At 60.7% G+C, this 25968-nt stretch carries 8 protein-coding genes; 6 read left to right on the top strand and 2 right to left on the bottom strand.

Features of this window, described 5'->3' with window-relative positions:
• Positions 1-607: 607 nt before the first annotated feature.
• Together JNN07_25965 and JNN07_25960 are read right to left on the bottom strand one after the other, a co-directional pair.
• Positions 608-4837, bottom strand: coding sequence for a CHRD domain-containing protein (locus tag JNN07_25965; protein ID MBL9171205.1), 4230 nt, complete (start codon positions 4835-4837; stop codon positions 608-610).
• A gap of 154 nt (positions 4838-4991) precedes the next feature.
• A complete protein-coding gene (locus JNN07_25960) occupies positions 4992-5348 on the bottom strand; it encodes a hypothetical protein (GenBank protein ID MBL9171204.1) in 357 nt (118 codons plus the stop codon).
• A 208-nt stretch (positions 5349-5556) separates the two neighbouring features.
• Between JNN07_25960 and JNN07_25955 the strand changes: the two genes are divergently transcribed.
• The 6 genes from JNN07_25955 to JNN07_25930 all read left to right on the top strand — a co-directional run bounded on the left by JNN07_25955 (position 5557) and on the right by JNN07_25930 (position 25947).
• A complete protein-coding gene (locus tag JNN07_25955; protein ID MBL9171203.1) occupies positions 5557-7941 on the top strand; it encodes a polysaccharide deacetylase family protein in 2385 nt (794 codons plus the stop codon).
• Positions 7942-9127: 1186 nt separating this feature from the next.
• Positions 9128-11800: a DUF1553 domain-containing protein gene (locus JNN07_25950; GenBank protein ID MBL9171202.1), complete on the top strand. Its 2673-nt coding sequence runs from the start codon at positions 9128-9130 to the stop codon at positions 11798-11800.
• Positions 11797-13200: a DUF1501 domain-containing protein gene (locus JNN07_25945; GenBank protein MBL9171201.1), complete on the top strand. Its 1404-nt coding sequence runs from the start codon at positions 11797-11799 to the stop codon at positions 13198-13200. Before JNN07_25950 ends, JNN07_25945 begins: the two co-directional genes overlap by 4 nt.
• A gap of 752 nt (positions 13201-13952) precedes the next feature.
• Positions 13953-14570: a DUF1080 domain-containing protein gene (locus tag JNN07_25940; GenBank protein MBL9171200.1), complete on the top strand. Its 618-nt coding sequence runs from the start codon at positions 13953-13955 to the stop codon at positions 14568-14570.
• A gap of 463 nt (positions 14571-15033) precedes the next feature.
• Positions 15034-16959 carry a non-ribosomal peptide synthetase gene (locus tag JNN07_25935; GenBank protein ID MBL9171199.1) on the top strand — a complete coding sequence of 642 codons (1926 nt, stop codon included), beginning with the start codon at positions 15034-15036 and terminating at the stop codon, positions 16957-16959.
• A gap of 9 nt (positions 16960-16968) precedes the next feature.
• Positions 16969-25947 carry an amino acid adenylation domain-containing protein gene (locus JNN07_25930; protein ID MBL9171198.1) on the top strand — a complete coding sequence of 2993 codons (8979 nt, stop codon included), beginning with the start codon at positions 16969-16971 and terminating at the stop codon, positions 25945-25947.
• The last annotated feature ends 21 nt before the right edge of the window (positions 25948-25968 follow it).

Below are 25968 nucleotides of genomic sequence, written 5' to 3'. Positions count from 1 at the left end.
CCTAATGTGACAATCTCAAGACGACAAGCACACAACAGTCATGGGAACGATGAGGCTTATGGTTCTGTAGGAGGCACGGAGCAAAGATAGGGAGGGACTAGATCGAGGATCGATCCGAATAAGTTTATAGTTCCGTTTTCCGTCGAGCCCTGATGGGCCCAAGGTCCTCGAACGGGGAAGGGCTGCGTCGTCGAGAACCGAGCTAGTGGCGACCGCCCGGTGGCCCTTGCGGAGTTGCCTTCTTTCTTATCCTGAGCCCGAGGCATTCATGGGCTCGAGCGGAGTCTCGCCCTACCCCCTATCGTCACGGCGGTAGGGAGAGACTCCGTCGAGCCCTGATGGGCCCCAGGTCCTCGAACGGGGAAGGGCTGCGTTCTCGCGAACCGAGGTAGTGACGATCGACCGGTGGCCCTTGGCGAGTTGCCTTCTTTGCTATCCTGAGCCTGGGGCATTCATGGGCTCGACGGAGTCTCTTCCTACCTTCCAATCGTGGTGGCGTCGAGCCCGTGAAGGCCACGGCAATGCAAACTAGAAGACCCCACAAAAGGAAAGGCAGCCCGGCGTGAGCCAGGCTGCCTCTGTGTTTCCCGCTGGTGAAGCGCGCCGATTAACGCGAGGGATCGATCACGGGACGCACCTGGCCACGAATCTCGCCTGGAGCATGAGCCGCAGTGTGGATGTTCAGGTAGCTGAGCCCATCAATCACAGCCCCCCAGGCACTGAGTTGAGTTTCCACCGCTCCGAGGAAAAATCCCGAAGCACCCAGTCCGCCTAAGGCGTAGGGCTTGAGATCGATCAACGGGGATGCTGTCTCTTCCACACCCGCCGGACCATGCAAGTGAGCGGCGGTAGCTGGACCTGACAGCCCCGCGTAATCAATCTGGAAGGTCAACGTTCGACCCAAGAGCGAGAGGCGGGCCGTACCTAGAGCATCGCCCACCACCGGATTCGGACGCTCGTTCGCCCCCGTCATGACACAGTCGAGCAGCACCGGCGCGATCTGCCCTCGGATTTCACCGCCGGGATTCTGCGCCGTGTGCAAGTTGACGTAGACATCGCCATTGACCAGATGCGAGCGCCACTCGGCGGAAAGCTCGATGCTTCCGGAAAACTCACCGTGAGCACCGAGAGTCCCTTTTGCAAATGGCGTCAGGTTCAACAGAACATCGCCCGTTCCAGTGGTCGAAGCAGGCCCATGAATATGAGCCGCCGTGACCGGTCCGGAGAGCCCCCGGTAGGAAATGTGGAATCGGAAGTGATGATCCGTAAGCCCGGCGCTGACAAATCCCGTCGCCAAGGAATCCACCGAAGCAGGACGCTCCGCTGCTCCACTCAGGTCCGCGCTGAACGGAATGGCGGTGGTGTTGCCGCTGATCTGCCCCCGAATCTCCCCTCCTGGATGCGCCGGCGTGTGGATATTCACATAGGCCAATCCATCGGCGAGAGCCGCCAGCTGGCGGGAATCGAGTTCCACCGTTCCCACCAGGGCACCATGGTCCCCAAAACCGCCGAGGGCGTAACGCCCAAGATCGATGAGCGGAGGCGCGGTGGCCGCATCGGTCGCCAGGCCATGGATGTGCGCCGCAACCGCGCTACCTGACAGCCCGTGGTAATTGATGTTAAACGCCAATGTCTTGCCCACGAGGGTGAACAATCCGAAACCACCGGCCGGGGTCGACAAGGGGTTCGGGCGCTCCGCGGCTCCGGTGAGCGATACTTTCAGGGCGGCGTTGATCGCCTGCCCGCGCAGTTCGCCTGCCGGATGGTTCACCGTGTGAATGTTCACATAGGTACGATTGCCCAGGATAAAGGCCTTCTGCTCGGCCGTGAGGGTGACTTCTCCCAACAACCGCCCCGAAGTCCCGAAACCGTCTCCCTTGAAAGGTCCGAGATCGATGAGCACCCCACCTACCCCCGACGCGGCCGCCGGACCGTGGATATGCGCCGCGACAGCAGGCGACGACAATCCTGCATACGTAATCGTGAAACTGAGCCGATCCCCCTTCACGCGCAGATAGCCATATCCCACCCCGGCGGTGTCCACGGAATTCGGTTGTTCCGCGTCGCCGCTCATCGCGACATTCAACCAAACCGTCGGAGCATGGGCCAGGTCGAACACCCGATAGAACGCTGAACGCCCGCTGAAGAGATCGTTGGCGGTGCGTTCCGAGGTGACCGCGACGGTCGTGAACTCAGCCTCCTCGATTTCCTGCTTCTTCTCGAGTGCGTAGGGCCCGAAACCACCCGTCCAATCGACCCTAAAGCCCTCCGCAGATCGGGTTGCATCCGATATCACCAAAGGTTCCCCAGGAATCTGAAACACGGGAGTTTTGGCATCGATCGATTCCACGAAAGCGGCCAGCACCGCGCGCGCCCTCGGGCTAGCAAGGAGTGAGGGATCTCCTCCGCCCTGCTGCCAATGACGGGGATCCAGAAGAATCTCCTCGATCGACTCGGCGGCGCCGTTGTGATTGTAGGGCTGCATCGCAACAATCCCCAGCAACGAGGGCACGTTATACCCCACGCCAGCTCCGTCTCCGTTGTAGTCCTTGCCCAACGCGTCCTGCCCGGGCGCAATGACGCCATTGGCGACCGTCGGCGCTGCCTGCTCCACGGCTCCGATATTCTTACCGAACTCGTTACCTCCACCGGGCACGCCCAGATTGAAGCTGGCGACGTCGCGAAGGAACCGATTGAGATACTGGGTTCCAATGGGATTACCGGACGTTGGTGCCGGCGTGCGCTCGGTAAAGATTTCTGAGGCGGCGGGCGGTGAGTTGAAATCCTTGAGGGAGGTGGTCCAATGGCTGCCTCCGTGGCAAGTCACGCAGCCCACCAATTCAAAGAGCCGCCGTCCTTCGCTCAGAACCGCGGCATCGACTCCGGCACCCCCAAACCCGGGCAACGGGGCGTTCGGGGTACGAATGGCATGGCGAACCCACTCCCGCAGCGCTGTGAGCGCAGGTTGCTTGACGTTGCTCCCCGGCAACGTGACGGTCAATTGGGGGCGTTCCCCATTGGCTTTGGCGAACCCGTTGAGCGCTCCCGGCGTCTTGTTGACGTCGCCGTCATCCCCGATGAGCAGTCCTTGATTCGGATTCAACTGGGGGGGTGTTGTATTCGGCAGGTTGCCGGGACCGGACACGTTCCGGATGTTGATCTCGAAATCCTCCACCTCATCAAAAATCCCCGAGTAGTTGAGCACGCGCTGGCGGTCGGGAAAATGAGGATTGAAAGTCGCATTCATCTGAACGCTCTTGCGGGGTCCCGCTCCGAACTGCCAGACCACGCCGTCGGTCAACCCACGGGGATGGCAACTGGCACAGCCTTGCCAACCTTCGCTGGAAAGCCGATCGCGCAAGGACACCGTCGCGCCCGGCACTGCATCAAAGTTGCCGCGGGAGGAGAAAAACATTTCAGCGCCCACTAAAACCTGTTCGGCGAGCGTTCCCGGAGGCGGAAGCGGCTTGAGCGGGATGACTTTGATCACCTGATCGGTCGCGAGGTCGACGACGCTAACATTCTTCGAAATGGCATTGTGCACGTAAGCTCGCGAGCCATCACGGGTGATGACGATTCCTTGAGGGTTCTTTCCGGCGTTGCGCCCGCTCGTCTGAGCATCGTCGGGATCGTTGAGATCGATATACCGGGTCGTGTTTCCATCCTGGGTGAAGCTCAGGCTACCATCCGCGGCCACGTTCAGTTTCACCAGCAGGTCGCTGGCGGCGCTCACGACATACGCCGATCCAGCTCCGCTCTGAGAGGTGAAGGCCATGGCCCAGGGATTAGCGAAGAACAGTCGACGTTTGCCGGCTTCCGGGTCCCGCGCTCCCAGATGGAGGTTCAAAGCCCCAAGATCACTCGGAGCGGCGCTATTGACTCCGCCAATGACGTTTACAAAGGCATGGGTATCGAGGTTAAACCGAAGCGGACCGCTGGGCGAAGCCGCCACGTTGGGCAGATACGCGTGGTCGCCGCGAATCACGATCGAGTTGAGTTGATTCGGAAAGGCGAAGGTCGCGGCCTCCGTCGCATTCGTAACTCCCGGGACACTAAAGCCCGTCAACTGCGGAGCCAGCGCAATGGCACGCGAAACCCGATAGCCGGACAGCGACGTTGACGAGGTGTCGATGTCGAGGACGGCAACCAGCCCCTCCTTACCCTGATCATCGCCTTGCCGTCCACCCGGCTTGGTGAAGGAGATGAACCGCGTGACATACAGCTTTTTGCTGTCAGAGGTCACCGCCAAGCCGGCAGGCTGAAAGAGCCGACGCCGGTCTGGATCGTTCGCTACACTGTTGCGCAGGTCCACGTGACCAATCACGGTGCGCGTCTCAGCATTGATGACGGTCACAGTGTCCTGTTGCCCATTGGCCACAAACACACGTTTACCATCCGGGGAACACGTGACTGCGCAGGGTTCGGCTCCCGTAAGGAGACGACCATTTACTCCCACGGAGGTGTCCACCGAGGCCGCGAAACCAGCCCACCCTCCGAAATCGATTCGGATGACACTGACCGAGTTATCAGCCGCATTGGCGACGTAAACCCACCTCTTGTCAGGGGTAATGGCCAGGGAGTGTGGCTCCTTTCCCACAGATATTTCCGTGAGAATCTCGTTGGAGTCAGGCCTGATGACACTGACGCTATTGTCGTGCGGGTTCACCGCCCAAACAAGCCGGTCGTCCGTGGAAAGGACGATGGGCGAGGAGTATCCGAAGGATTTTTCAACCGGGCCCGCGAGCAGGCTGAGGAGGAGTGTTGAGTTTAAAAACCGAGCGAAGCGCTCGGCTCCAGGCGCACGCGAAAACAAGCCTGGGCGGGATGGAGTGTTCATAGAGTTTAGGGTTGTTGTAAGGGGATTTACGAACTGAGGCTCGCAGCTAACGCCAATCCACTTGTCGAATCAAGAAGGAACAGAAGGAATAACCACCGAGTTAAGCCCGGCTAAAGGGATTGCTACAACCGGGAGCGACCTGCGCTGGTCCGGGCTAGACGTCGATCACATCACCCTTCTCTGAATGGGGCACGGGGGGCGGACTCGCTGGTCGAGGTGGCTCGGGGGGACTTCGACGGCGCATGGAAACGACCAGAGCAACGCAAGCCGTCCAGGTGGGAAGCATGTCGACGACGGGAATAAACTCCACGACGAAGGTGGGTAAGAACAGCGGATGAAAGCCGAGGAGGAAGCTCTGAATGATCATGGTCACCACATCGATGACCTGAACCAAACCGATCCACCCCACCGGACCCAGCATGAACTGGATCCCATCGGCCAATAACGCGACCGCAAAGGCGGCGATAATTCGCCCCTGGGTCAGTTTTGGCGTGTTCAGCAACTTGAGCACACGTGCAAAAAACCGTTTCCTCCAAAAATGTCAACCCCAGGCGCTGGCAGGCCGTCGGACTCGGGATATCGTTCCGCCAGGCTTGAAAGGGTTGAAGAGGCCGCGGCGGGAAGCGCTGAGGGATCATCTCCGCTGCGATGTCCTTATCGGAGGTCAACACCCCTCCACTATTGCTCTCCCCGCCAAGGTTCTTCTACGCTCCTTCAGAATGAACACTCCCACACGGCTCTCCCATTTGGCGCGGACGTGGCTGCTTCTCCTTGGATTTCAGGCCGCCGCGGTGGAGCCGATCCCCGACAAGCTGGTGGTGCTCACCTTCGACGACTCGGTGGCCTCTCAGCACTCCATCGTGCGCCCGTTACTGAAGCGCTATGGATTCGGAGCCACATTCTTCATCACGGAGGGTTTCTCGTTCCGCACGAACAAACAGGACTACCTGACCTGGAGCCAAATCCGCGAACTTCACGACGATGGCTTCGAAATCGGCAACCACACCCGAGATCACCTCGGCGTGGCACCATCCACACTGGGACAACTCCGCGGTCAGATCGAGTTCATCAACCAGCGCTGCGCCGAGAACGGGATACCACGTCCGATCAGCTTCAGTTACCCGGGGAACACCCTGACGCCCGGAGCGCTTCCGATTCTGAGAGACCTCGGCATCCGCTGGGCGCGGCGGGGTGGCGGACCCGAGCATGCCTACGATTGGGGAAAGGGGTTTGCTTACGAGCCCGGGAAGGACCATCCCCTACTCATCCCCTCCGCGGGCGATGCGCGCCCCGACTGGACGCTGTCGGACTTCAAACGCGCCGTGGATCAAGCGCGCGATGGACGCATCGCGGTGATGCAATTCCACGGCGTGCCGGATCGCGAGCATCCCTGGGTCAACACCTTCCCCGAACGCTTCGAGGAATACCTGAAGTATCTTCATGACCAGAAGTGTCGCGTCCTCGCGATGCGAGATCTGGAACGGTTCGTGGATCCGACCCAACTTCCCACCGATCCGTTGGCCATTGTGGAGCAGCGACGCTCGGAACGTCGGGAGATCTTGGTGGAAGGGGTCATCGTAGATGCCGCCAACCAGGCTCCCCTGCCCGCCCGGCTCTCGATTCGCGGACCGGATGGACGCTGGCACTTTCCCCGGTCTGCCTCCTCCTCCGGATCCGCCGTGCGCTATGAGCGTCGGAACGGATCCAACACCAACGCGGTAGAGATGCACACCGCCCTGTCTGCCCACCCATTTCGGGTAGAATTGATCCCGGGGACCTATGTGTTCCGCGCCGAGCATGGCAAAGAATACTTTCCCACCGAGCAGAGAGTCGTGGTGGCATCGGGTCTCGGCAAAGTGTCGCTGCCCCTGGTCCGATGGGTCAACATGAGCGCCCAGGGATGGTTCTCCGGCGACACTCACAATCATCGCGATCCCGCCGAGTTAGCCATCAACCAGTTGGCGGACGATGTGAACGTGGCGCTGCCCATGGTCGATTGGACCACCGTCTCCACCGTCGCCCCTACCGACAGCGGCCGCGGGTTCAAGGGAGTCTGGACCAACGCACCCATCCGCGTGGACAGCAACCATGTCTGGTATCCCCGCAACACCGAGTATGAGATTTTCCAGACGGGCAAAGCCAATCACACCCTGGGCGCCCTGGTTATCCTGAACCATCAGACCCGCTTTACGGATCCGGTACTCCCGCTCAGTCGCATCGCGGAAAAAGCCCATGCGCAAGGGGCGCTGCTCGATCTCGAGAAGCACAATTGGCCCTGGTCCATCGCCTTGGTCCCGATCGCCAAGATCGACCTCTTTGAGTTGGCGAACAACCATCATTGGGCCACGGAATATGCAGTGCGGAACTGGGCGGTTCCGGCACCGGCCTACATGGGGCTCGAGGGCACCGGCACCGACACGGAACGCGGCTGGACGCTTTATGGCTTCCAGACCTATTACGCGCTTTTAAACTGCGGCCTTCGGATCCATCCAACCGCCGGAACCGCCAACGGAGTGCACCCGGTGCCGCTGGGGTTCAGTCGCGTCTATGTCCACCTCGACGAGCCGTTCAGCTATGAAGCGTGGATCAAAGGACTCGGTGCCGGCCGGAGCTTCGTCACGACCGGCCCCATGCTCCTCGCCCAAGCCGATGGCCGATGGCCCGGAGCCTCGTTGGCAAACCGCCCGGCCGACCGACCCCACGATCTCACCTGCGAGGTGCTGAGCGAACAGCCCCTCGAAAGCCTCGAGCTGATCGTCAATGGCGAAGTGGCCAAGACGTTCAAGCCACAGAACCAACCGACGTCAAAAAGAGCCTTTCGATCCGAGGCAACTCATGCATTCAATCCATCCGGTAGTGCTTGGCTCGCCTGGCGCTGCGTTGAAGCGCGAGACGGAGGCCGAATTCGTTTTGCCCATACCGCTCCTTGGCATCTGGATGTTCCCAATGCTCCCGTGGTTCCACGTGGAGTGGAAGCCGAGTGGCTCGTACAACGGGTGCAAGAGGAGATCAAGCGGAGCGAGGGTATCGCACCTGCTGAGCTGATTGAAGAATACCGGAAGTCGCTCGCCTTCTACCAAGACGTCCTTCGTCGGGCACGGTAACGAGGCCAGGTCCCCGATCCTTTAGCCGCAAGAAACGAAAAATGACGAAAGAAGTTCCCAACCGACAGAATCACTCCCCCCTGAATCCGTCCGCTTCTTTCGTCTTCTTTCGTTCTTTGCGGTTAAACCGGAAGTCCCGGCCGACCAACCTCAGCCGATTCGGGTCACAGGTCTCTTCCCTTCCCTTCAACCATAGCCTCCTTCGCGATGACATGGACAGGACAATCACGAAGTCAAAGGAACACGACTCGGCGCTATGGACCGCGCGTGGCATGCCACCGCTTTTCCTTCACGCCACGGAGAGCCTTTTCGTGCCGGTCAGGGGAGACGCCGACCTGAAGCAGGCGGAGTTTCAAACCCCGACCGATCCTTTAGCCGCAAGAAACGAAAAATGACGAAAGAAGTTCCCAACCGGCAGAATCACTCCCCCCTGAATCCGTCCGCTTCTTTCGTCTTCTTTCGTTCTTTGCGGCTAATACGGAAGTCCCGGCCGACCAACCTCAGCCGATTCGGGTACCAGGCCTGTCCTCCTCCCGGCAAACATAGCCTCCTTCGCAATGACCTGGACGGGACAATCACGAAGTCAAAGGAACACGACTCGGCGTTATGGACCGCGCGTGGCATGCCACCGCTTTTCCTTCACGCCACGGAGAGCCTTTTCGTCCCGTTCAGGGGAGACGCGGACGTGAAGCAGGCGGAGTTTCAAAACCCGACCGATCCTTTAGCCGCAAGAAACGAAAAATGACGAAAGAAGTTCCCAACCGGCAGAATCACTCCCCTGCTTTCGTCCGCCTCTTTCGTCTTCTTTCGTTCTTTGCGGCTAAACCGGAAGTCCCGGCCAATCTCTATGAAGCCTGCGGGTTCGGCCTCCCCTACCGCCGAGATGAGAAACTACTTTTGCATTGTCCCCCCGCAGCGCCGAAGGCACAGTTAGCCATCGTTCCAGATGAACCGTGACCGACTCACACCCCCGGCCGGGAGGCCACAGTCTGGCGAGCGCCAAACTCGCAGGGCGCACCTATGCCTTTCAGCAACCTTCCTCGGCCTGGTGTTGCTCTGCTCCGCTCTCGGTCCTCGGATCGCTGTTTCGGCCCAGGTCGACCGCAGCGCGGCCGCGGTTTCCCATTGGGCGTTCCAACCTCTGCGTCCTCAACCGCCCCCCTCATCGACACCATCCCCCCTTACGGTGGGCGCATCTTCCCCCATCGACCGATTCGTCAGCCAGAAATTGCAGGGCGCGTCGCTCGCGCTGAACCCAAGCGCCAACGCTCACACGCTCATCCGGCGGGTGGCCTTTATTCTCACTGGGCTGCCGCCCTCGCCCGCCGAGATCGACACCTTTGTCGCAGACCGTCTGCCCGGGGCTTTCGAACGGATGGTGGAACGATATCTCGCGTCCCCGCGCTACGGGGAAAGGTGGGGGAAACACTGGCTGGATGTGGCCGGTTACGCGGACTCCAACGGCTATTTCAATGCCGATACCGACCGGCCGTATGCCTATCGGTATCGGGACTACGTGATTCGGTCCTTCAACCAAGATCTTCCCTTCGACCAGTTCGTCCGCGAGCAAATCGCCGGCGACGAGTTATCCGGCTGGAAACCCGGCCACCCCGCCACCGCCGAGATCGTTCGGCTACTGGAGGCGACCCATTACCTCCGCAATGGCCAGGATGGCTCGGGCGAGAGCGACGGTAATCCGGATGAGGTTCGGACCGACCGCTATTACGCGCTGGAGTCCGCGATGCAGATCATGGGCTCCAGCCTGCTGGGCGTCACACTGCAATGCGCCAAGTGCCACGACCATAAGTTTGAGCCGATCAGCCAAAAGGACTACTATTCGTTCCAGGCATTCCTGTATCCCGCCTTCCACATCGAAAAATGGACCAAGCCCAATGACCGAGTGGTGCAGGCCGCCCTCCCCGGCCAAGCAGAGGCCTGGCAGGCCGAAGAAAAACGTCTCGATCAACAGAAGGAGTTACTCCAAGCCGAATTCAGCGCCTGGTCGGCGGCGCATCGACCGCGCGGTGAACTGGTCTTCCAGGACTCGTTCGACCCGGGCCGCCCCCTGCGCGAGCGATGGTCGAATACAGCGCCGGGCGACGACATCCCAAGCGGTTCGCCGGCTGTGCAGCTGGACTCTTCCGACAGCCCGGGAGCCGAAGTTCGGGACGGCAGGCTCTGGATTCGCGAAGGCGGCGGTTCCGGAGACCGCTGGCTCAGCACGAAGGCTGCCTTCGATTGGCGGCCCGCCGCTGATGGTCAATGGATCCAAGCCAGCTTCGATCTCGTGTCCACCTCACTGGCTCTGGACAGCCAGGGCGGCGGGGCGGAGCGAATCGGCTATGTCATTGCCGCTCACGACTTCAACGACAATTCGGAGGTGAACGGCGGGAATATTCTGATCGATGGAAACCCAGGCGGAGCAACCGCAGTGCACACGGACTACCCGGGGAGCGATGCCAAGAGCAAGGGCAACCTCGGAGCCTCCGGATACAAACCCGGACACAACTACGGCATCCGCATCACTCGCAAGAGCACCAATGAGTTCTTGTTGGAGCATCTCTATGATGGCGCGGTCGATGGCGAGAGCTTGAAGCTGTCCGCCGAGGATCTGCCTCGCGGAGGGTTCGCCTTTGAATATTGCTGCGGACGCAGCTTCATCGTCGACAATGTGGCCATCGAACGATCCAACGAATCGCTGCCAGGTTGGGCCGCGACAAACGCGGCGTTTGCGAAGCTGCTCAAGGAACGCAAAAAGACTCTGGAGACAGCGACCAAGGCGATCGCGGCACAGCGAACTCCCAAGCCCGGGATGATCGCGTGGATGACCGACAGCGGTCCGGAGGCTCCCCAAGTGCGCTTGCTCGAGCGCGGCAACCATAAAACCCCGGGCGAGCCGGTGGAACCCGTCTTCTTCTCCATGCTGGCGGCAAAGGCTCCACGCGGCGCGGGGGCATTCCACAAAACAGCGACCACGACCGGACGTCGCACCGCGTGGGCACAGTGGCTTACCGAGCCCGACTCGGTTCAGGCGGCGCTACTCGCTCGCGTGACGGTCAATCGGATCTGGCAACACTGCTTCGAAATCGGGCTGGTGGCCACGCCGGAGAACTTGGGAGTCAGCGGTGCCAAGCCCTCGCACCCCGAGCTCCTGGATTGGCTGGCGCGACAGTTCATCGAATCGGGATGGAGCACCAAAGCTGTGGTGCGGCTCATCCTGCACTCTGCCACCTTCCAGCAATCCAGCCGCCCCCATGATCAGGGCATCGCCGCCGATCCTGCCAATCAGCTGCTGTGGCGATATCCCATCCATCGCCTGGACGCCGAGTCCATTCGCGATGCCACGCTCGCTGTCGCGGGCAGATTGGGCCCCAAAGCCGGAGGACCCTACGTCCCCACCCCACGGGAAGGATCCGGTGAGGTGCTGGTGGATGAGTCGAAACCGGAAGCGTTCTCGCGCTCGGTATTCCTCCAGCATCGGCGGACCCAGGTGCCGACCTTCCTCGGAAACTTCGATGCCCCCTCGGTGGTTTTCAATTGCACCCGTCGAGCCAGCACGACCATGCCACTGCAGTCGTTGAGCTTGCTCAACTCCGAGTTCTCGGTGAAGCGAGCAGAGGATTTCGCTGAGCGCTTACTGCGCGAAGCGGGCACTGACAGTGATGCTCGCCAGCGGATCCGACAGGCTTTTCTGCTCAGCGCCGGACGCGAACCCGACGCCACCGAGCTGGCGCACGCGACGCAATTCATCACCGAGCAGCGACGCGTTTATTCCGATCGCCCCGATGCTGAACAGCGAACCTGGGCGGATCTGTGCCAATCGCTGCTCAGCCTGAACTCGTTTCTTTACCTCGAATGAATGCCATCGAGTCTGCACTTTCACGACGCGCCTTCCTCGGTCGATCCGCCGGCGGGCTGGGTGCCATTGCCTTGTCACAACTCCTGGCGGGATCGCGAGCCGGCGCTTCCAATCCCGCCAAGCCGGGACACTACCAACCGAAGGCCAAGGCCATCATCAGTCTCTTCCAGCACGGCGGACCGAGCCAGATGGATTTGTTCGACTACAAACCCGCGCTGAACAAATGGAGCGGAAAGCCCTACCCCGGCGGCAACCTGGAGATTCATTTCGACAAGCAGGCCGGGAATGTCCTGGGAGCCCCCTATGAGTTTCATCGCCACGGGCAGTGTGGAATGCACCTATCGGAGTTGCTGCCGCACACGGGATCGATCGCGGACGACATAACCCTGGTTCGATCCATGACAACGGGGTCCGTGGACCACGAATCCGCGCTGCGAATCATTCACACCGGACGGTTTTTGGCCGGGCTGCCGACTCTGGGCGCTTGGGTGCTCTACGGGTTGGGCTCGGAGAATGAGAACCTACCGGCCTACGTGGTGTTGTCGGATCCCGGCGGGTTGCCGGTCGACGGCGAGCGGAATTGGTCATCGGGATTCTTGCCGGCCATCTATCAAGGAACGCCGTTCCGCAGTGGAAACTCCCCGGTGTTTAACCTGCAGACGCCCTCCAAGACTCCGCCACAGGCACGCCTGAATCAGCTCAACCTGTTGAAGGCCCTCAACCAGCAGCACGCGTCCCATTACCCGGAGAACACCGAACTCAACGCCCGCATCGCCAACTTCGAAACGGCCGCCCGCATGCAGAGCGCGGTTCCGGAGGCGCTGGATCTGTCGAGTGAATCGGACGCCACCAAGAAGCTCTACGGATTAGACAATCCGGTCACCGAGGAATATGGACGGCGCTGTCTGCTGGCTCGTCGGCTGATCGAGCGCGGGGTGCGCTTTGTGCAACTGTTCCTCAATGGCCAACCCTGGGACACGCACGATAAGAATGCCGAGCGATTGAAGGGGCTGTGCGCCAAAACCGATCAGCCCAGCGCAGCCCTCGTGAAGGACCTCAAGGCTCGGGGGCTGCTGGATTCCACGGTGGTGCTCTGGACCGGCGAGTTCGGCCGCTTGCCGGTGTCGCAGGGCAAGGACGGCCGGGATCACAATCGGCATGCCTTCTCGCTGTGGGTGGCGGGCGGAGGATTCAAGGGCGGACATGTGCACGGAGCCACGGACGAGTTCGGTTACCGTTCCGTCGAGGATGTCGTCAGCGTGCCCGATTTCCACGCCACCCTGCTCCACACCCTCGGGGTGGATCACAAGGCCCTCAGCTTTCCGCATGAAGGCCGGGCGGCCAGCCTGACCGACTTCGACGTCACCAGCGCGCACATCGTGCCGTCGCTGCTGAGTTGAGCATGGCAGCGGCGTCGTTCAGGACCTAGCTCAAGCTCTCGAGTGGTTTCGGAAAGCCGCCGGACAAGGCAACGAGGAAGGGATCGCGGGAGTTGCTCGGGTGGAAAAAGCGGCCGGTCAGCGGAAGGGGTGAGGGAGGTGCGCGGGCTTATTGAGGTAGGGAGAGACTCCGCTCGAGCCCATGAATGCCGGCGGTTTGAAGTGTTTCAAGGAGCCGCGGCGAGAAGCGCTGAGGGATAATTCACTCTGAGAGGCCCTTGTCGGGGGTGCTCTCCTGTGCGACTGAGCCTGGAGCCATTGTGGGCTCGAGCGGAGTCTCGCCCTACCTCGCTAAAGACGATATGGGGTAGGGCGAGATTCCATTCGAGCCCTGATGGGCCCACGGTGATCGAACTGGGAGGGAGCCACCTCGCGGAGAATCCAGATGGAGACGATCGCTTGTCGGCCCACGCTACAACTGTAGCCAAGTGCGTCCCTGGACGTTCCCCTCGCCCGAGCGCAGCGGGCCTCTTTGGTCCCCAATGGAAAATGAGCAATGAACAATTCGCAATGTGCAATCCCTTCCTCCTCTGTGAACTCGGCGGCCTCTGTGTGAGACATCGGGGTTGGGGCTCTTTTTCACACTGAGTCCACGGAGTTTACAGAGGGGGGAAAAGGGGCACAGGAGAACGTCTAGGGGAGCACGTCGCTACAATTCTAGCCCACGATCCAGGCTTGCCGGATGGCTTCCCCCGCGTTAAAAGCCACACCTCATGAAGCAACTGACTCTCGGTCTGGTCGTTATCTCATTCTTGATGGCGGGCTGCATCGCTCCTCCGAAGGCCTCCCGCAAGACTTCCCTCTTCAATGGCCGTGACCTCACCGGTTGGGTCGCCATGCACGGCGGGGAATGGACAGTCAGCGAGCGTTCCATCATCGGCCGCAATGGCGTCGATTGGACGACCAATCCCGAGAAGAGCGGATCCTGGCTGCGCACCGAAAAGAGTTACCGCGATTTTGAACTGGAGCTGGAGTATTCCATCAATGCCAAGGGCAACAGCGGCGTCTTCTTCCACTCGGGCTTGGACAAAAACCCGGCGTTCACGGGTCATGAAGTCCAGATCTTGGATGACCACGGCAAGGAACCCAAGAAATACACCTCCGGCTCGCTCTACGATGTCGTCGCTCCCTCCAAGAACATGTCTCGCCCAGCCGGAGAATGGAACCAACTAACGATCCGGTGCCAAGCCAACCACGTTACCGTGACTCTCAACGGAACGATGATCGTTCAGCATGACTCCCAACGGAACCTCGAAGGCTACATCGGCCTCCAAAACCATGATGCCCAAGCCGTGGTCAAGTTCCGCAACCTGTGGATCCGCGAACTTTAGACCCGCTGCGCTCCAGGGCTGGGGAACCGTCCGCGGACGGACGACGCCACAATCGTAGTGCGGGCCAGCCAATTCCCCACAAGTAACACCGCCGCGCGAGGCTAGGAAATTATTTCCTAGCACACCACGTCCGTAACGTTTTACTTTTAATTTCTTTAAGAAAGCTGATGTTGAGCGGGTGGAACTGGGAGCGCGAATCTTCGGTATGGAAGTCGTCGAACGCCTGCGCACCGGGACTTGCCAAGAGTCACCATAAAGCTTTGAGTTTTCGAGCCGAATAATGGATAGAAGGTTATCGTTAAGTTCAATGAATGTGCCTGCATGGAATCGCCTAAGAGGCCTGAAGAGGAGCAAAGTGGTGTTGCTGGAAGCTAGGAGCCTGCAGCGCGTGAGGAAACTCACAACCGAAGGGGGATCCGACGGCACGCCTTGGATGAGAGAACACCTTGGCTAGGATTGTGTCATGAGCGACCCACGTATTCAGAGCAACGCCACCCGGGTTGATTGGCCCCGGCATGCCTGCGTACACCAGCTTTTCGAGGAGCAGGTCGCTCGAACACCCCAGGCGGTGGCGGTCGAGTTTGAGGGTAAGACGCTCACCTACAGCGAGCTCAACCGACGGGCGAACCAACTGGCCCATGCCCTCCGTCGGAAAGGCGTTCAGGCCAATTCTCTGGTCGGAGTTTCACTCGAGCGGTCGATTGAGGTGCTGGTCGGCATCTACGCGATTCTGAAAGCGGGCGGTGCCTACGTTCCGTTGGATCCCACCTACCCCGCCGAACGGCTGGACGCGATGATCTCAGGTTCAAGGCTGCGTCTGCTGCTGACTTCCCCTGCCTTGGCGGGAAGGTTTTCCTCCCGACCTGATCTGGAGTTAATGACTCTGAACGAGAGCGACGCGGCATTTGCTTCGGAGTGCAGCGACAACCCCACGCCCGGCTCCACTCCAGATGATCTCATCTACGTGATCTTCACGTCCGGTTCCACCGGAGCTCCCAAAGGGGCAGCTGTCTATCATCGTGGATTTACGAACCTCATCCATTGGTTCGTCTCCGAGTTCAACTTCGACAGTCGGGACCACGTGCTGCTGGTCAGTTCCCTTAGCTTCGACCTGACTCAAAAGAATCTCTATGCGCCGCTGATCCGGGGTGGCACCCTGCATCTCTATCCACCGGGCCCTTATGATATCTCCCTGCTTGGACGCCTGATCGCCCGACACGGGATCACCTACATCAACTGCACGCCCAGCGCGTTCTACCCATTGATCGAGCCGTTCACCGAAGAAACGGCCAACCGACTCAGTTCCTTGCGCGTGGTATGTCTGGGCGGGGAACCGATCTCGATACCCCGGTTGCGCACCTGGATCACTCATCCCAAGTCACGAGCCGAAGTCGCGAACACCTACGGCCCCACGGAGTGCACCGACATCTGCGGCTTCTACCGGCTTACTCGTGACAACCTGGACCGTTACGACTTTGTTCCACTGGGCCGCCCCATCTACAATGCCCAGATCGCAATTTTGGATCCCGAGCTTCGGCCCTGTCCCATTGGAACGCCGGGGGAACTCTGCATCGGCGGAACCGGGATAGGCGCTGGCTACGTCAATGATACCACCCTCACCCAGCAGCGCTTCATCGCCAACCCCCTGCCCGAGATCGAAGGAAGTCTTATCTATCGCTCGGGGGATCAGGCGCGCTGGCTCCCCGACGGGGTGATCGAGTTCCTGGGACGCCTGGACCATCAGGTCAAGGTTCGAGGCTACCGCGTCGAGTTGCGTGAAATCGAAAACGCGCTCCAGCTTCATCCTTCCGTGCGCGAACCCGTGGTGGTCGCCTGCCGGCGCCAAGAGAACGAAGGCGCGCAGTCCCTCGCCGCCTACGTGACACTCAAGGATGGCGCGTCGGCCGACTCGGCCAGCCTGAAACAGTTTCTACGGGACAGGCTACCGGATTATATGGTCCCGTCGACCCTGAGCGTGCTGGACTCGTTTCCCCTCTCCCCGAACGGGAAGGTGGATCGCCGGGCTTTGGCCGAGCGCGCCGCACCGGACGCTTCACCTTCGGCCCCTGTCCCCAACGGAGGGAACCTGGAGGGCCAGATCGCAGCGCTGTGGAGGGAGATTCTGTCGCGATCCGATGTCAGGCACGACATCAGCTTTTTCGACGTCGATGGGGATTCGATCCGGTTGGCGCAACTCCATACGCGCCTGCAGGCCCTGGTCGGACGCGAGTTCCCATTGACGCAGCTTTTCGCCGCTACCACGGTCCGCACTCAAGCAGAGTTTCTAGGTCTTCCCCACGCAGCGGCGGCCGGAAATGCCACGCTCCAAGATAGGGCTCGTCGTCAACGCGAAGCGCTCGCGGCGGCTAACAAACGCGGGCGACGCTAAAGGAATTGCATGTCCAGTAATACTTCAATCGATCCAAGCCAACTCGAAGGCATCGCCATTGTGGGCATGTCCGGCCGCTTCCCCGGGGCGCGGTCAGTCCAAGAGTTCTGGGACAATCTGATGGCGGGCCGTGAGACCATCTCCGTGTTCTCGGAGGAGGAACTAGAATTTTCGGTGGCGAGCCCGGAGGCCAAGGCGCAGGGCCAGAAATTTGTCGCCGCCCGGGGCATACTCGAAGGGGTCGACCAATTTGACGCGGCTTTCTTCGGGATCTATCCCAAGGAGGCTGAGATCATGGATCCGCAGCACCGCCTGTTCCTCGAATGCTCCTGGGAAGCCATCGAGGGAGCTGGCTACGATCCGGAGTCGTACCCCGGAATGATCGGCGTGTACGGTGGGTTGAGCCTGAATACCTACTTGCTCAGCAACCTGTGCCGAGACCGGGAGTTCGCCGCCAACTTCTCGGGCAACTATCAGGTGGGTGCCTATCAGGTGATGCTCGGGAACGACAAGGATTTCCTTCCCACTCGGGTGTCCTACAAGCTGAACCTGCGCGGACCAAGCATGTCGATCCAAACCGCGTGCTCAACCTCCTTGGTGGCGATCAGCCAAGCTTGCACCAGCTTGCTGACCTACCAGTGCGACATGGCGCTGGCCGGTGGATCCTCGATCAGCTTCCCGCAAAAGCGCAACTACCTCTATCAGGAGGAAGGCATGGTTTCCGGCGATGGCACTTGCCGAACCTTCGACGCTTCCGCGCACGGAACCGTTTTCGGTCATGGAGTGGCGGTCGTTCTGCTCAAACGGCTCGCCGATGCGGTGGCCGATGGAGACCAGGTGCTCGCGGTCATCAAAGGAACCGCCATCAACAATGATGGTTCAGCCAAGATCGGATATGCCGCGCCCAGCATCAACGCCCAGGCCGATGTCATCGCGTTGGCTCAGGCCGCCGCCGGCGTGGATCCGGAATCGATTTCCTACATCGAGGCCCACGGAACCGGAACGCCCCTCGGCGATCCGATCGAGATCACCGCTTTGACCAAAGCCTTTCGTGAGGGCGGATCCACCAAAGTGGGATTCTGCGCGATCGGCACCGGAAAGACTCACATCGGACATCTGGACGTGGCTGCAGGCGCCACCGGGCTGATCAAGACAGTGCTGCAGCTGCAGCACGAATTGATCCCGCCGCTGCTCCATTTCAAGGCACCCAATCCAAAAATCGACTTTGCCAACAGCCCATTCTATCCAGTCACCCGTCCGCTGGAATGGAAGCGGGGGGCCCAGCCGCGAAGAGCCGGCGTAAGCGCTTTCGGTGTCGGCGGCACCAATGCCCATGTGATCGTAGAGGAAGCCCCCCTCCGAACACCCGGCGGCCCATCACGCCGGCAACAGCTGCTCGTTCTTTCGGCCAAGACCGAAACAGCCCTTCGCGCCATGTCTGAGAGGCTGGCGGCGTTCCTGGACGCCTCCCCCTCCGTGCCCTTGCCCGATGTCGCTTTCACGTTGCAGCAGGGCCGCAAAGGCTTTACCTACCGCAGATCCGTCGTGGTCTCCAACCACCAGGAGGCATCAGCTCATCTCCGCCAACCCGATGCCAAGACGGATCACCAATCGAAAGCATCCTCAGCCGAACCCTCGGTTGTATTTCTGTTTCCCGGACAGGGGGCTCAATACGTCGACATGGGGCGGGAACTCTACGAAACCGAAAGCGCCTTTCGCGCAGCGATCGATCAATGCGCCAGCATTCTCCAGAACCGCCTGGGACTGGATATTAGGCGCGTCCTCTATCCTTCGCCAGACCAGCGCCCGGCGGCGGAGACAGAGATCAATAAAACCTGGATCACCCAGCCTTCCATCTTTGTGGTGGAATATGCCCTTGCCCAGCTCTGGCTCTCGTGGGGAATTAAGCCCAGCCTACTCATCGGACATAGCATCGGCGAGTACGTCGCCGCCGTTCTGGCTGAGACCTTCACTCTGGAAGCCGCTTTGGACCTCCTTGCCTCGCGAGCCAAGCTCATGCAGAGCCTACCCGCAGGATCCATGCTGGCGGTTCGGCTAAGCGGCGAAGAAACGGCACCCCTCCTTCCTCGTGACGCCTCGATCGCGGCGTTTAACAGTCCCAAGCTGTGCACCGTGGCGGGTCCAACTCCCACGCTCGAGGAATTCCAGAAAACGCTCGAAGCGAAGAAGATCGCCTCTCGCTTCCTCCCCACCTCGCATGCCTTCCACTCGTCCATGATGGATCCCATGCTGGCCGAGTTCACCGCACTGGCAGCGAAGACTCCCCATCAAGCTCCTCAATTGCCTTGGATCTCCACCTGCACCGGCCGGGCATTGTCACCAAGCGACCTGCAGGATGGCACCTACTGGGCAAAACAACTTCGCCAATCAGTTCGATTTGTAGAGGCCCTGGAAACGGTGATCAGGGATGAGAAGAACATTATTCTGGAGATCGGTCCCGGACAAACCTTGAGCCAGCTGGCTCGGCAGCATCCGGCGAAGCCCTCTGGGCTCGTCATCGCAGGCAGTTTGGGTCCGACCGATGCCCCTGGCCGAGATCTCAACTCGATGCTGAGTGCGCTCGGCCGACTCTGGGCGAGCGGGGTTCGTGTCGGGTGGAGTGACTTTAGTCGCGAAGAGTCCCGCCGACGGGTCGCCCTGCCCACCTACCCATTCGAACGTCAGCGGTTCTGGGTCGCACCGGTAAACCCGGCAGCCTCAGCGGGCCCAGCCCCGGTTTCCATCCCAGTCTCCGTCCCAGCGATGCCAGCCCCCCTCCCCCTGGCGTCGCCGATGCCAGCGACGTCGCCAACGATCGCGATTCCGCCCGCCAGCGTGTCTCCTCCCCCTGTTGTTATGTCTGTGCCCGCCCTTCCCCCCGCCGAGCCGCGCCGCAATCGAATTGCAGTGCAACTGCGCGCGATCGTGAAAGAGCTCTCGGGAGTCGATGTCACAAACGATAGCGCCTCCTTCATGGAACTGGGCTTCGACTCCTTGTTCCTGACGCAAGCCAGCCAGGCGTTTCAGCAAAAATTCAACCTCAAGCTCACTTTCCGACAGATGCTGGGGGATCTCTCGAGCGTCGACGCCCTGGCCAGCTACATTGACAACAAGCTGCCCGCCGACGCGCTTCCCGCTCCCGCTCCGGTCACGCCGGCCGCCAGTGCCTCAGCAGCCCCGGCGGCCACGCCACCGCCGACAGCACTGAGCATGAATTCCTCGCCGCTCAACGCGACTCCGATTGCTGCGGCGCCTGCCGGCGGCAACATGATGGAGCAGTTGATGGCTCAACAGATCCAGCTCATGCAGCTGCTACTGGCCCAGCAGAAGGGCCAGGTTGCGCCCACACCGGCCGCCATCCCCGCAGGGACGAGCACGTCCGGAAGTCCAGCCAGCTCATTACCAACCATTCGCTGGCCGGGAGCGAAACCTCCCGCCCACGCCGTGGCGACGGCCCAGCAGGAATTTAAACGCTTCGGCCCCTACAAGCCCATCGAGAAGGGACAGAAAGGTGGTCTAACCGCCGTTCAGGAGGGAGCGCTCAATCAGCTACTCGCCCGATACCAGGCGAAAACTGGCGGCTCCAAGAAGTACACCGCCGAGCACCGGCCGCACTTCGCCGACCCCCGGGCTGTCGCCGGGTTCAAGCGCAATTGGAAGGAGATGGTCTACCCCATTGTGTCCACGCGCTCCAAGGGCTCCCGAATCTGGGATCTCGATGGGAACGAGTATGTCGACATCACGATGGGGTTCGGCACTTACTTCTTCGGGCATTCGCCCGACTGGCTCATCCAGCCGCTGCACGACCAGCTGGATACCGGCATAGAAATCGGGCCACAGTCAGCCCTGGCCGGTGAGGTGGCGAAAATGATCTGCGAGTTCACCGGGATGGACCGCGCCACCTTCTGCAACACTGGCTCCGAAGCGGTCATGGCCGCGATCCGGCTCGCGCGCACCATCACCGGTCGCAAACGGGTGGTTTACTTCACGGGCGATTACCACGGGATGTTCGAGGAGGTGCTCGTTCGCGGCGCCTGGGTCAACGGGGAATACCGAGCCCAGGCCATCGCCCCGGGAATCCCGTCCAGCCTCGTCGAGAACATGCTGATCCTCGAGTACGGCGTCCCTGAGTCGCTCGAGGTCATCAAAGCCCACATCCACGAGATCGCCGCCGTCTTGGTCGAGCCTGTTCAGAGCCGCTCCCCGGGGCTCCAGCCGAAGGAGTTCATGAAGGCGCTGCGCCAGATCACGCGCGACGCCGAAGCCGCGCTCATCTTCGACGAAGTGGTCACCGGTTTCCGCTGCCACCCGGGCGGCGCGCAGGCGTATTTTGGTGTGGAAGCGGATATGGCGACCTACGGCAAAGTCATTGGGGGAGGCATCCCAATCGGAGTCCTGGCCGGCAAGCGTCAATATATGGACGCGCTCGATGGCGGCGCCTGGAACTACGGTGATGATTCCTTCCCCGAAGTGGGCGTCACGTTCTTTGCAGGAACGTTCGTCCGACATCCCTTGGCGATCCGTGCCGCTTGGACCATCCTGAAGAAACTCCAGCAAGAAGGCCCGCAGCTTCAGTTAGGCATCACGGACCGAGTGACCAAATTCTGCACGGAGTTGAACCAATACTTCGAACGTAACCAGGTACCCATCCGTTTCCCGCACTTCTGCGCATTCGCGAACATCGAACACGCGCATGACCTCGAGTTCATCAGCCTGCTCTGGTACTTCATGCGCTTGAAGGGGGTTCATGTCTGGGAAGGGAGGCCCTGCTATTTCACACTGGCACACACCGAGGCGGATCTGAGTTACGTTTCGCGGGCGTTTAAGGAGGCGGTCGCCGAGATGCAATTGGGCGGCTTCCTGCCCGGCACCAGCGATGCTGAATTCGCGCAGATCGCGAGCACGCAGGCAACGCTTCCCCCGGGAGCACCCACTCCTCCGCCCTCGGGTGCCACCCCGACCACGGTCTCTGCCCGCACGCGCCCGGACACCCAGGAAATTCCCGGCCTGCCACCCGGAACCAGAAGCTGCTCCCTGACCGATTCCCAGAAGGAGATGTGGCTCTCGACGCAGATTCAGCCGGAGGCCTCCGGCGCGTTCAATGCCAGCAATGTCGTGCAGTTGCGCGGGCCGCTCAACATCGAGTGCCTGCGCCGCGCCATCCACCAGATCATCGACCGCCATGAGGCGCTTCGATCCACCTTCAGTGCCGACGGCATGTGCATCCTGATCCACCCGTCGATCACGATCGATGTGCCGGTCCATGATTTCAGCGACCTGCCTCAAGTCGAACGAGAATCGGAAACGGCCCAGATTCTCCAACAGGAGGGACAGCGGCTCTATGATCTGAATGAAGGGCCGTTGGTCACCTTCCATATCATCAAGTTGTCCCAATCCGAGCACATGCTGGTGTTCAGCCTGAACATGATTGTCTGCGACGGATGGGGCTACAACGTCGTGCTAGAGGAGATCAGTGAGCTGTATTCGGCCTATGTGGAGGATCGTGTCCCCTCCCTGCGTCCGATCGTCCCCATGCGCAACTATGCGGAGTGGCTCGGCCGCCCCGAACAACAGGAGATCGCCGTTCAGTCGGAGGCCTTCTGGCTGGCCAGATTTCCCGATGTCCCCGCGCCGCTGGATCTGCCCTCTTACCGCCCGCGCCCCAAGAACCGCACTTATGAAGGCGAGCGCCACAGCTTGCGCCTGCCTGCCAGTCTCTTCCAGTCCATCAAGAAAACTGCGCAGTCGCAACGCAACACCCCCTTCGCGCTGCTGCTGGGCGCTTATCAGGTTTGGCTGCATCGCCTAAGCGGGCTGAACGACATCGTGATTGGTGTGCCGTATGCAGGCCAGAGCGCCATGGGCAGCGAAACGCTGGTGGGGCAATGCGTGCACACGCTGCCGCTTCGGGCTGCGGTAAACCCAGCGGAACCTTTCAACACACTTCTGAAGAACGCTCTGGGGTTGGTCCTCGACACCCAGGAAAACTGGAACACCACATTCGGATCCATCGCTCAAAAACTGGACATCCCGCGCGATCCCAGCCGTATCCCACTGGCTTCCGTGCTCTTTAACCTGGACCCGCCGCTCAACAAGGTCAGGTTCTCCGGACTCAGTCAGAAGATCACGGCGGGGCCCCGCTTCTTCTTCCAATACGACCTCGGCTTTAACCTGGTCGACGAGGGCGATCACCTCCTGGTGGAGTGCGATTACAACCGCAACATGTTCGATGCGGAATCGATCCGCCGCTGGGTCGGACATTTCCAAACTCTTTTGGAATCGATCGTCGCAGACCCGGCGACTCCGATTGGCCAGCTCTCCCTGTTGAATCAGGCCGAGCGGCACCAGATCCTGGTCGAATGGAACCAAACCACGCTGGAATTGCCGGAGCAGGCGAGCGTGGTTGAACTCTGCACCGTGCAAGCACGACAGACGCCCAAGCGGGTTGCGGTGGAGTTCGAGGGCCAGCGGCTCTCGTACGCCGAACTGGATGCACGGTCGAATCAGGTGGCTCACCACTTGGCGAAAGTAGGGGCCGCTCCCAACTCGGTGGTGGCGGTTTGCCTCGAGCGCTCCTTGGATATGGTGATCGGGTTGCTTGGCATCCTCAAAGCAGGAGCCGCCTATGTGCCGATCGATCCCGAGGTGCCCACCGCGCGCATCACGTCGATGCTCAGCGACTCCGGGGCCAAGATCGTCCTCTCGCAACAATCCCTCCAGGCTCGACTGGGCTCCACCAAGATCCGAGTCATATCCATGGATGGCCAACGCGATGCGCTGCTAGCGGAAAGCCAGGGTCCCGTTTCGCGCCCGATTCATCCAGATGACCTTGCCTATGCCATTTACACCTCAGGAAGCACAGGAACCCCGAAGGCCGCAGAAATAACCCATCGCGCCTTCGCCAACTTCCTGATCTCCATGCGGCGGCAGCCGGGGATCACTCCAGAAGATGTGGTCTTGGCCTTGACCACGCTCTCTTTCGATATCGCGGGCCTGGAGGTGTTCTTGCCGTTAATCAGCGGGGCCAAGATCGTGATCGCTCCGCGGACTGCCGCCCTCGATCCGGCCATCCTCAGTGACCTGATCAGCCGCACCGGAATCACCCTGGCGCAGGCGACACCCACAACCTGGCGCATGCTGGCCGCCTCAAATTGGCGGGGCGGTCCTAAGCTTAAGTTGCTCTGCGGGGGAGAACCGATGGCCGCCGATCTGGCAGAAAAACTCCTGAGCCGCTGCGGATCCCTCTGGAACGTTTACGGTCCAACGGAAACCACGATCTGGTCCACTGCCGTCCAACTGAAGAAGGACCAGCCCATCTCCATAGGAAAGCCCATAGCCAATACCCAGACCTATATCGTGGACAGCCAACTCCAGCCGGTCCCCATCGGCGTTGCCGGAGAGTTGCTGATCGGAGGTCTGGGCCTGGCGCGCGGCTATCGCAACCGTTCGGCGCTGACCGAGGAGAAGTTCATTCCCAATCCCTTCAGCTCCGCTTCAAGCCCGCGAGTCTATCGCACCGGCGACCTGGCTCGTTTCCTCCCGAACGGGGAAATTGAATGCCTCGGCCGCATCGATTTTCAGGTCAAGCTTCGGGGACATCGCATTGAACTGGGTGAAATCGAAACCGTGCTGCTGACCTCCCCCAAACTCAAGGAAGCCGCCGTGATTCTAACCGATGAGTCTCCCGGACACCCGGCCCTCGTTGCCTACATCGTGCCCAACGGGGGACCAGGATCACTCGACGAGGCCAGCGCCCGCGCAGAATTCAAAGCTCTCCTCCGAGCCAGCCTGCCCGAATACATGGTTCCGTGTCATTTCGTGGTTCTGCCCAAGCTGCCCCAAACGCCGAATGGGAAGATCGACCGCCGGGCTTTGCCGCATCCCGGACCGAGCCAGGACCATACCGCGGACGACTTCGTACCTCCGCGGAACGCGACCGAAAAGAAACTAGCCCAGATCTGGAGCGAGATCCTCAAGCTGGAGCGAATCAGCATCCGGAGCAATTTCTTCGACCTGGGCGGACAGTCGCTCCGTGCCGTCGCCCTCTTCGCGAGGATCGAAAAGGAATTCGGCAAGAAACTGCCGCTCGCCACGCTGTTCAAATCACCAACCATCGAACAACTCTCTCGAGCGCTGACCGGTGAGGTGGAGGAGTCAACGGACGAGAACTGGTCGCCGCTGGTGCCCATTCAACCTCGCGGCAACAAGCGCCCGCTGTTCCTAGTCCACGGAGCCGGCGGCAATGTCCTGCTCTATCAGGCTCTGGCCCGACACCTAGCGCCGGACTACCCGCTCTACGGCTTGCAGTCGCAGGGACTCGACGCGAAAACGCCCCCGCTTAACAGCCTCGAAGAAATGGCGGCGCTCTATCTCAAAGAAGTTCGGAAAATCCAGCCCAAGGGCCCCTACTTGCTGGGCGGATATTGCATGGGCGGAACCATCGCCTACGAGATGGCCCAGATGCTTCTGAAGGCCGGTGAGACCACCAGGCTATTGGCGATGCTCGACACCTACAATTTCGGGCTCGCACTCAAAACGAATTCAACCAGCCACCTCTTGCAGAAAATGAAGTTCCACGTCGGAAACTTCGTGAAGCTCAGCCCGGGCGAAATGGTCAAATACATCAAGGAGAAGGCCCGGGTCGCGCGGGACGGGGAACTGGCGAACCTCCTGAGTCGCAAAGGGCCGGCCGAGCCGGCATCCCCGGGTTCCGACGAACCCACACAACTTCGCGAGGCTTCCGTCCAGGCGAGCAACGACGCTGCCTGCGATCGCTACGAGCCGAAGCCCTATGCCGGCACCCTCACGCTCTTCAAACCTAAGGTTAATTACGACTACTACCCAGATCCCAAGATGGGCTGGGGGGATCTAGCCAAGGGTGGAATCGATCCGGTCGAACTACCCGTGAATCCCCACGCCATGTTGGTCGAACCCTACGTCCAGCTGCTGGCGACCGAGCTCAAGTCACGCATCGACAAGCTCGGCTAACCGGGGATGGACCTTCGCGTC

The organism is Verrucomicrobiales bacterium (assembly GCA_016793885.1).
Lineage (GTDB): Bacteria > Verrucomicrobiota > Verrucomicrobiia > Limisphaerales > UBA11320 > UBA11320.
Note: the sequence above shows the minus strand (reverse complement) of the source record. Positions and strands in the feature narration are given on the sequence as shown.

Excerpts from the sequence above, each read along its gene's own strand:
- JNN07_25955 (MBL9171203.1), top strand. The coding sequence starts at position 5,557 with ATGAACACTCCCACACGGCTCTCCCATTTGGCGCGGACGTGGCTGCTT.
- JNN07_25940 (MBL9171200.1), top strand. The coding sequence starts at position 13,953 with ATGAAGCAACTGACTCTCGGTCTGGTCGTTATCTCATTCTTGATGGCG.
- JNN07_25945 (MBL9171201.1), top strand. The coding sequence starts at position 11,797 with ATGAATGCCATCGAGTCTGCACTTTCACGACGCGCCTTCCTCGGTCGA.
- JNN07_25965 (MBL9171205.1), bottom strand. The coding sequence starts at position 4,837 with ATGAACACTCCATCCCGCCCAGGCTTGTTTTCGCGTGCGCCTGGAGCC.
- JNN07_25935 (MBL9171199.1), top strand. The coding sequence starts at position 15,034 with ATGAGCGACCCACGTATTCAGAGCAACGCCACCCGGGTTGATTGGCCC.
- JNN07_25930 (MBL9171198.1), top strand. The coding sequence starts at position 16,969 with ATGTCCAGTAATACTTCAATCGATCCAAGCCAACTCGAAGGCATCGCC.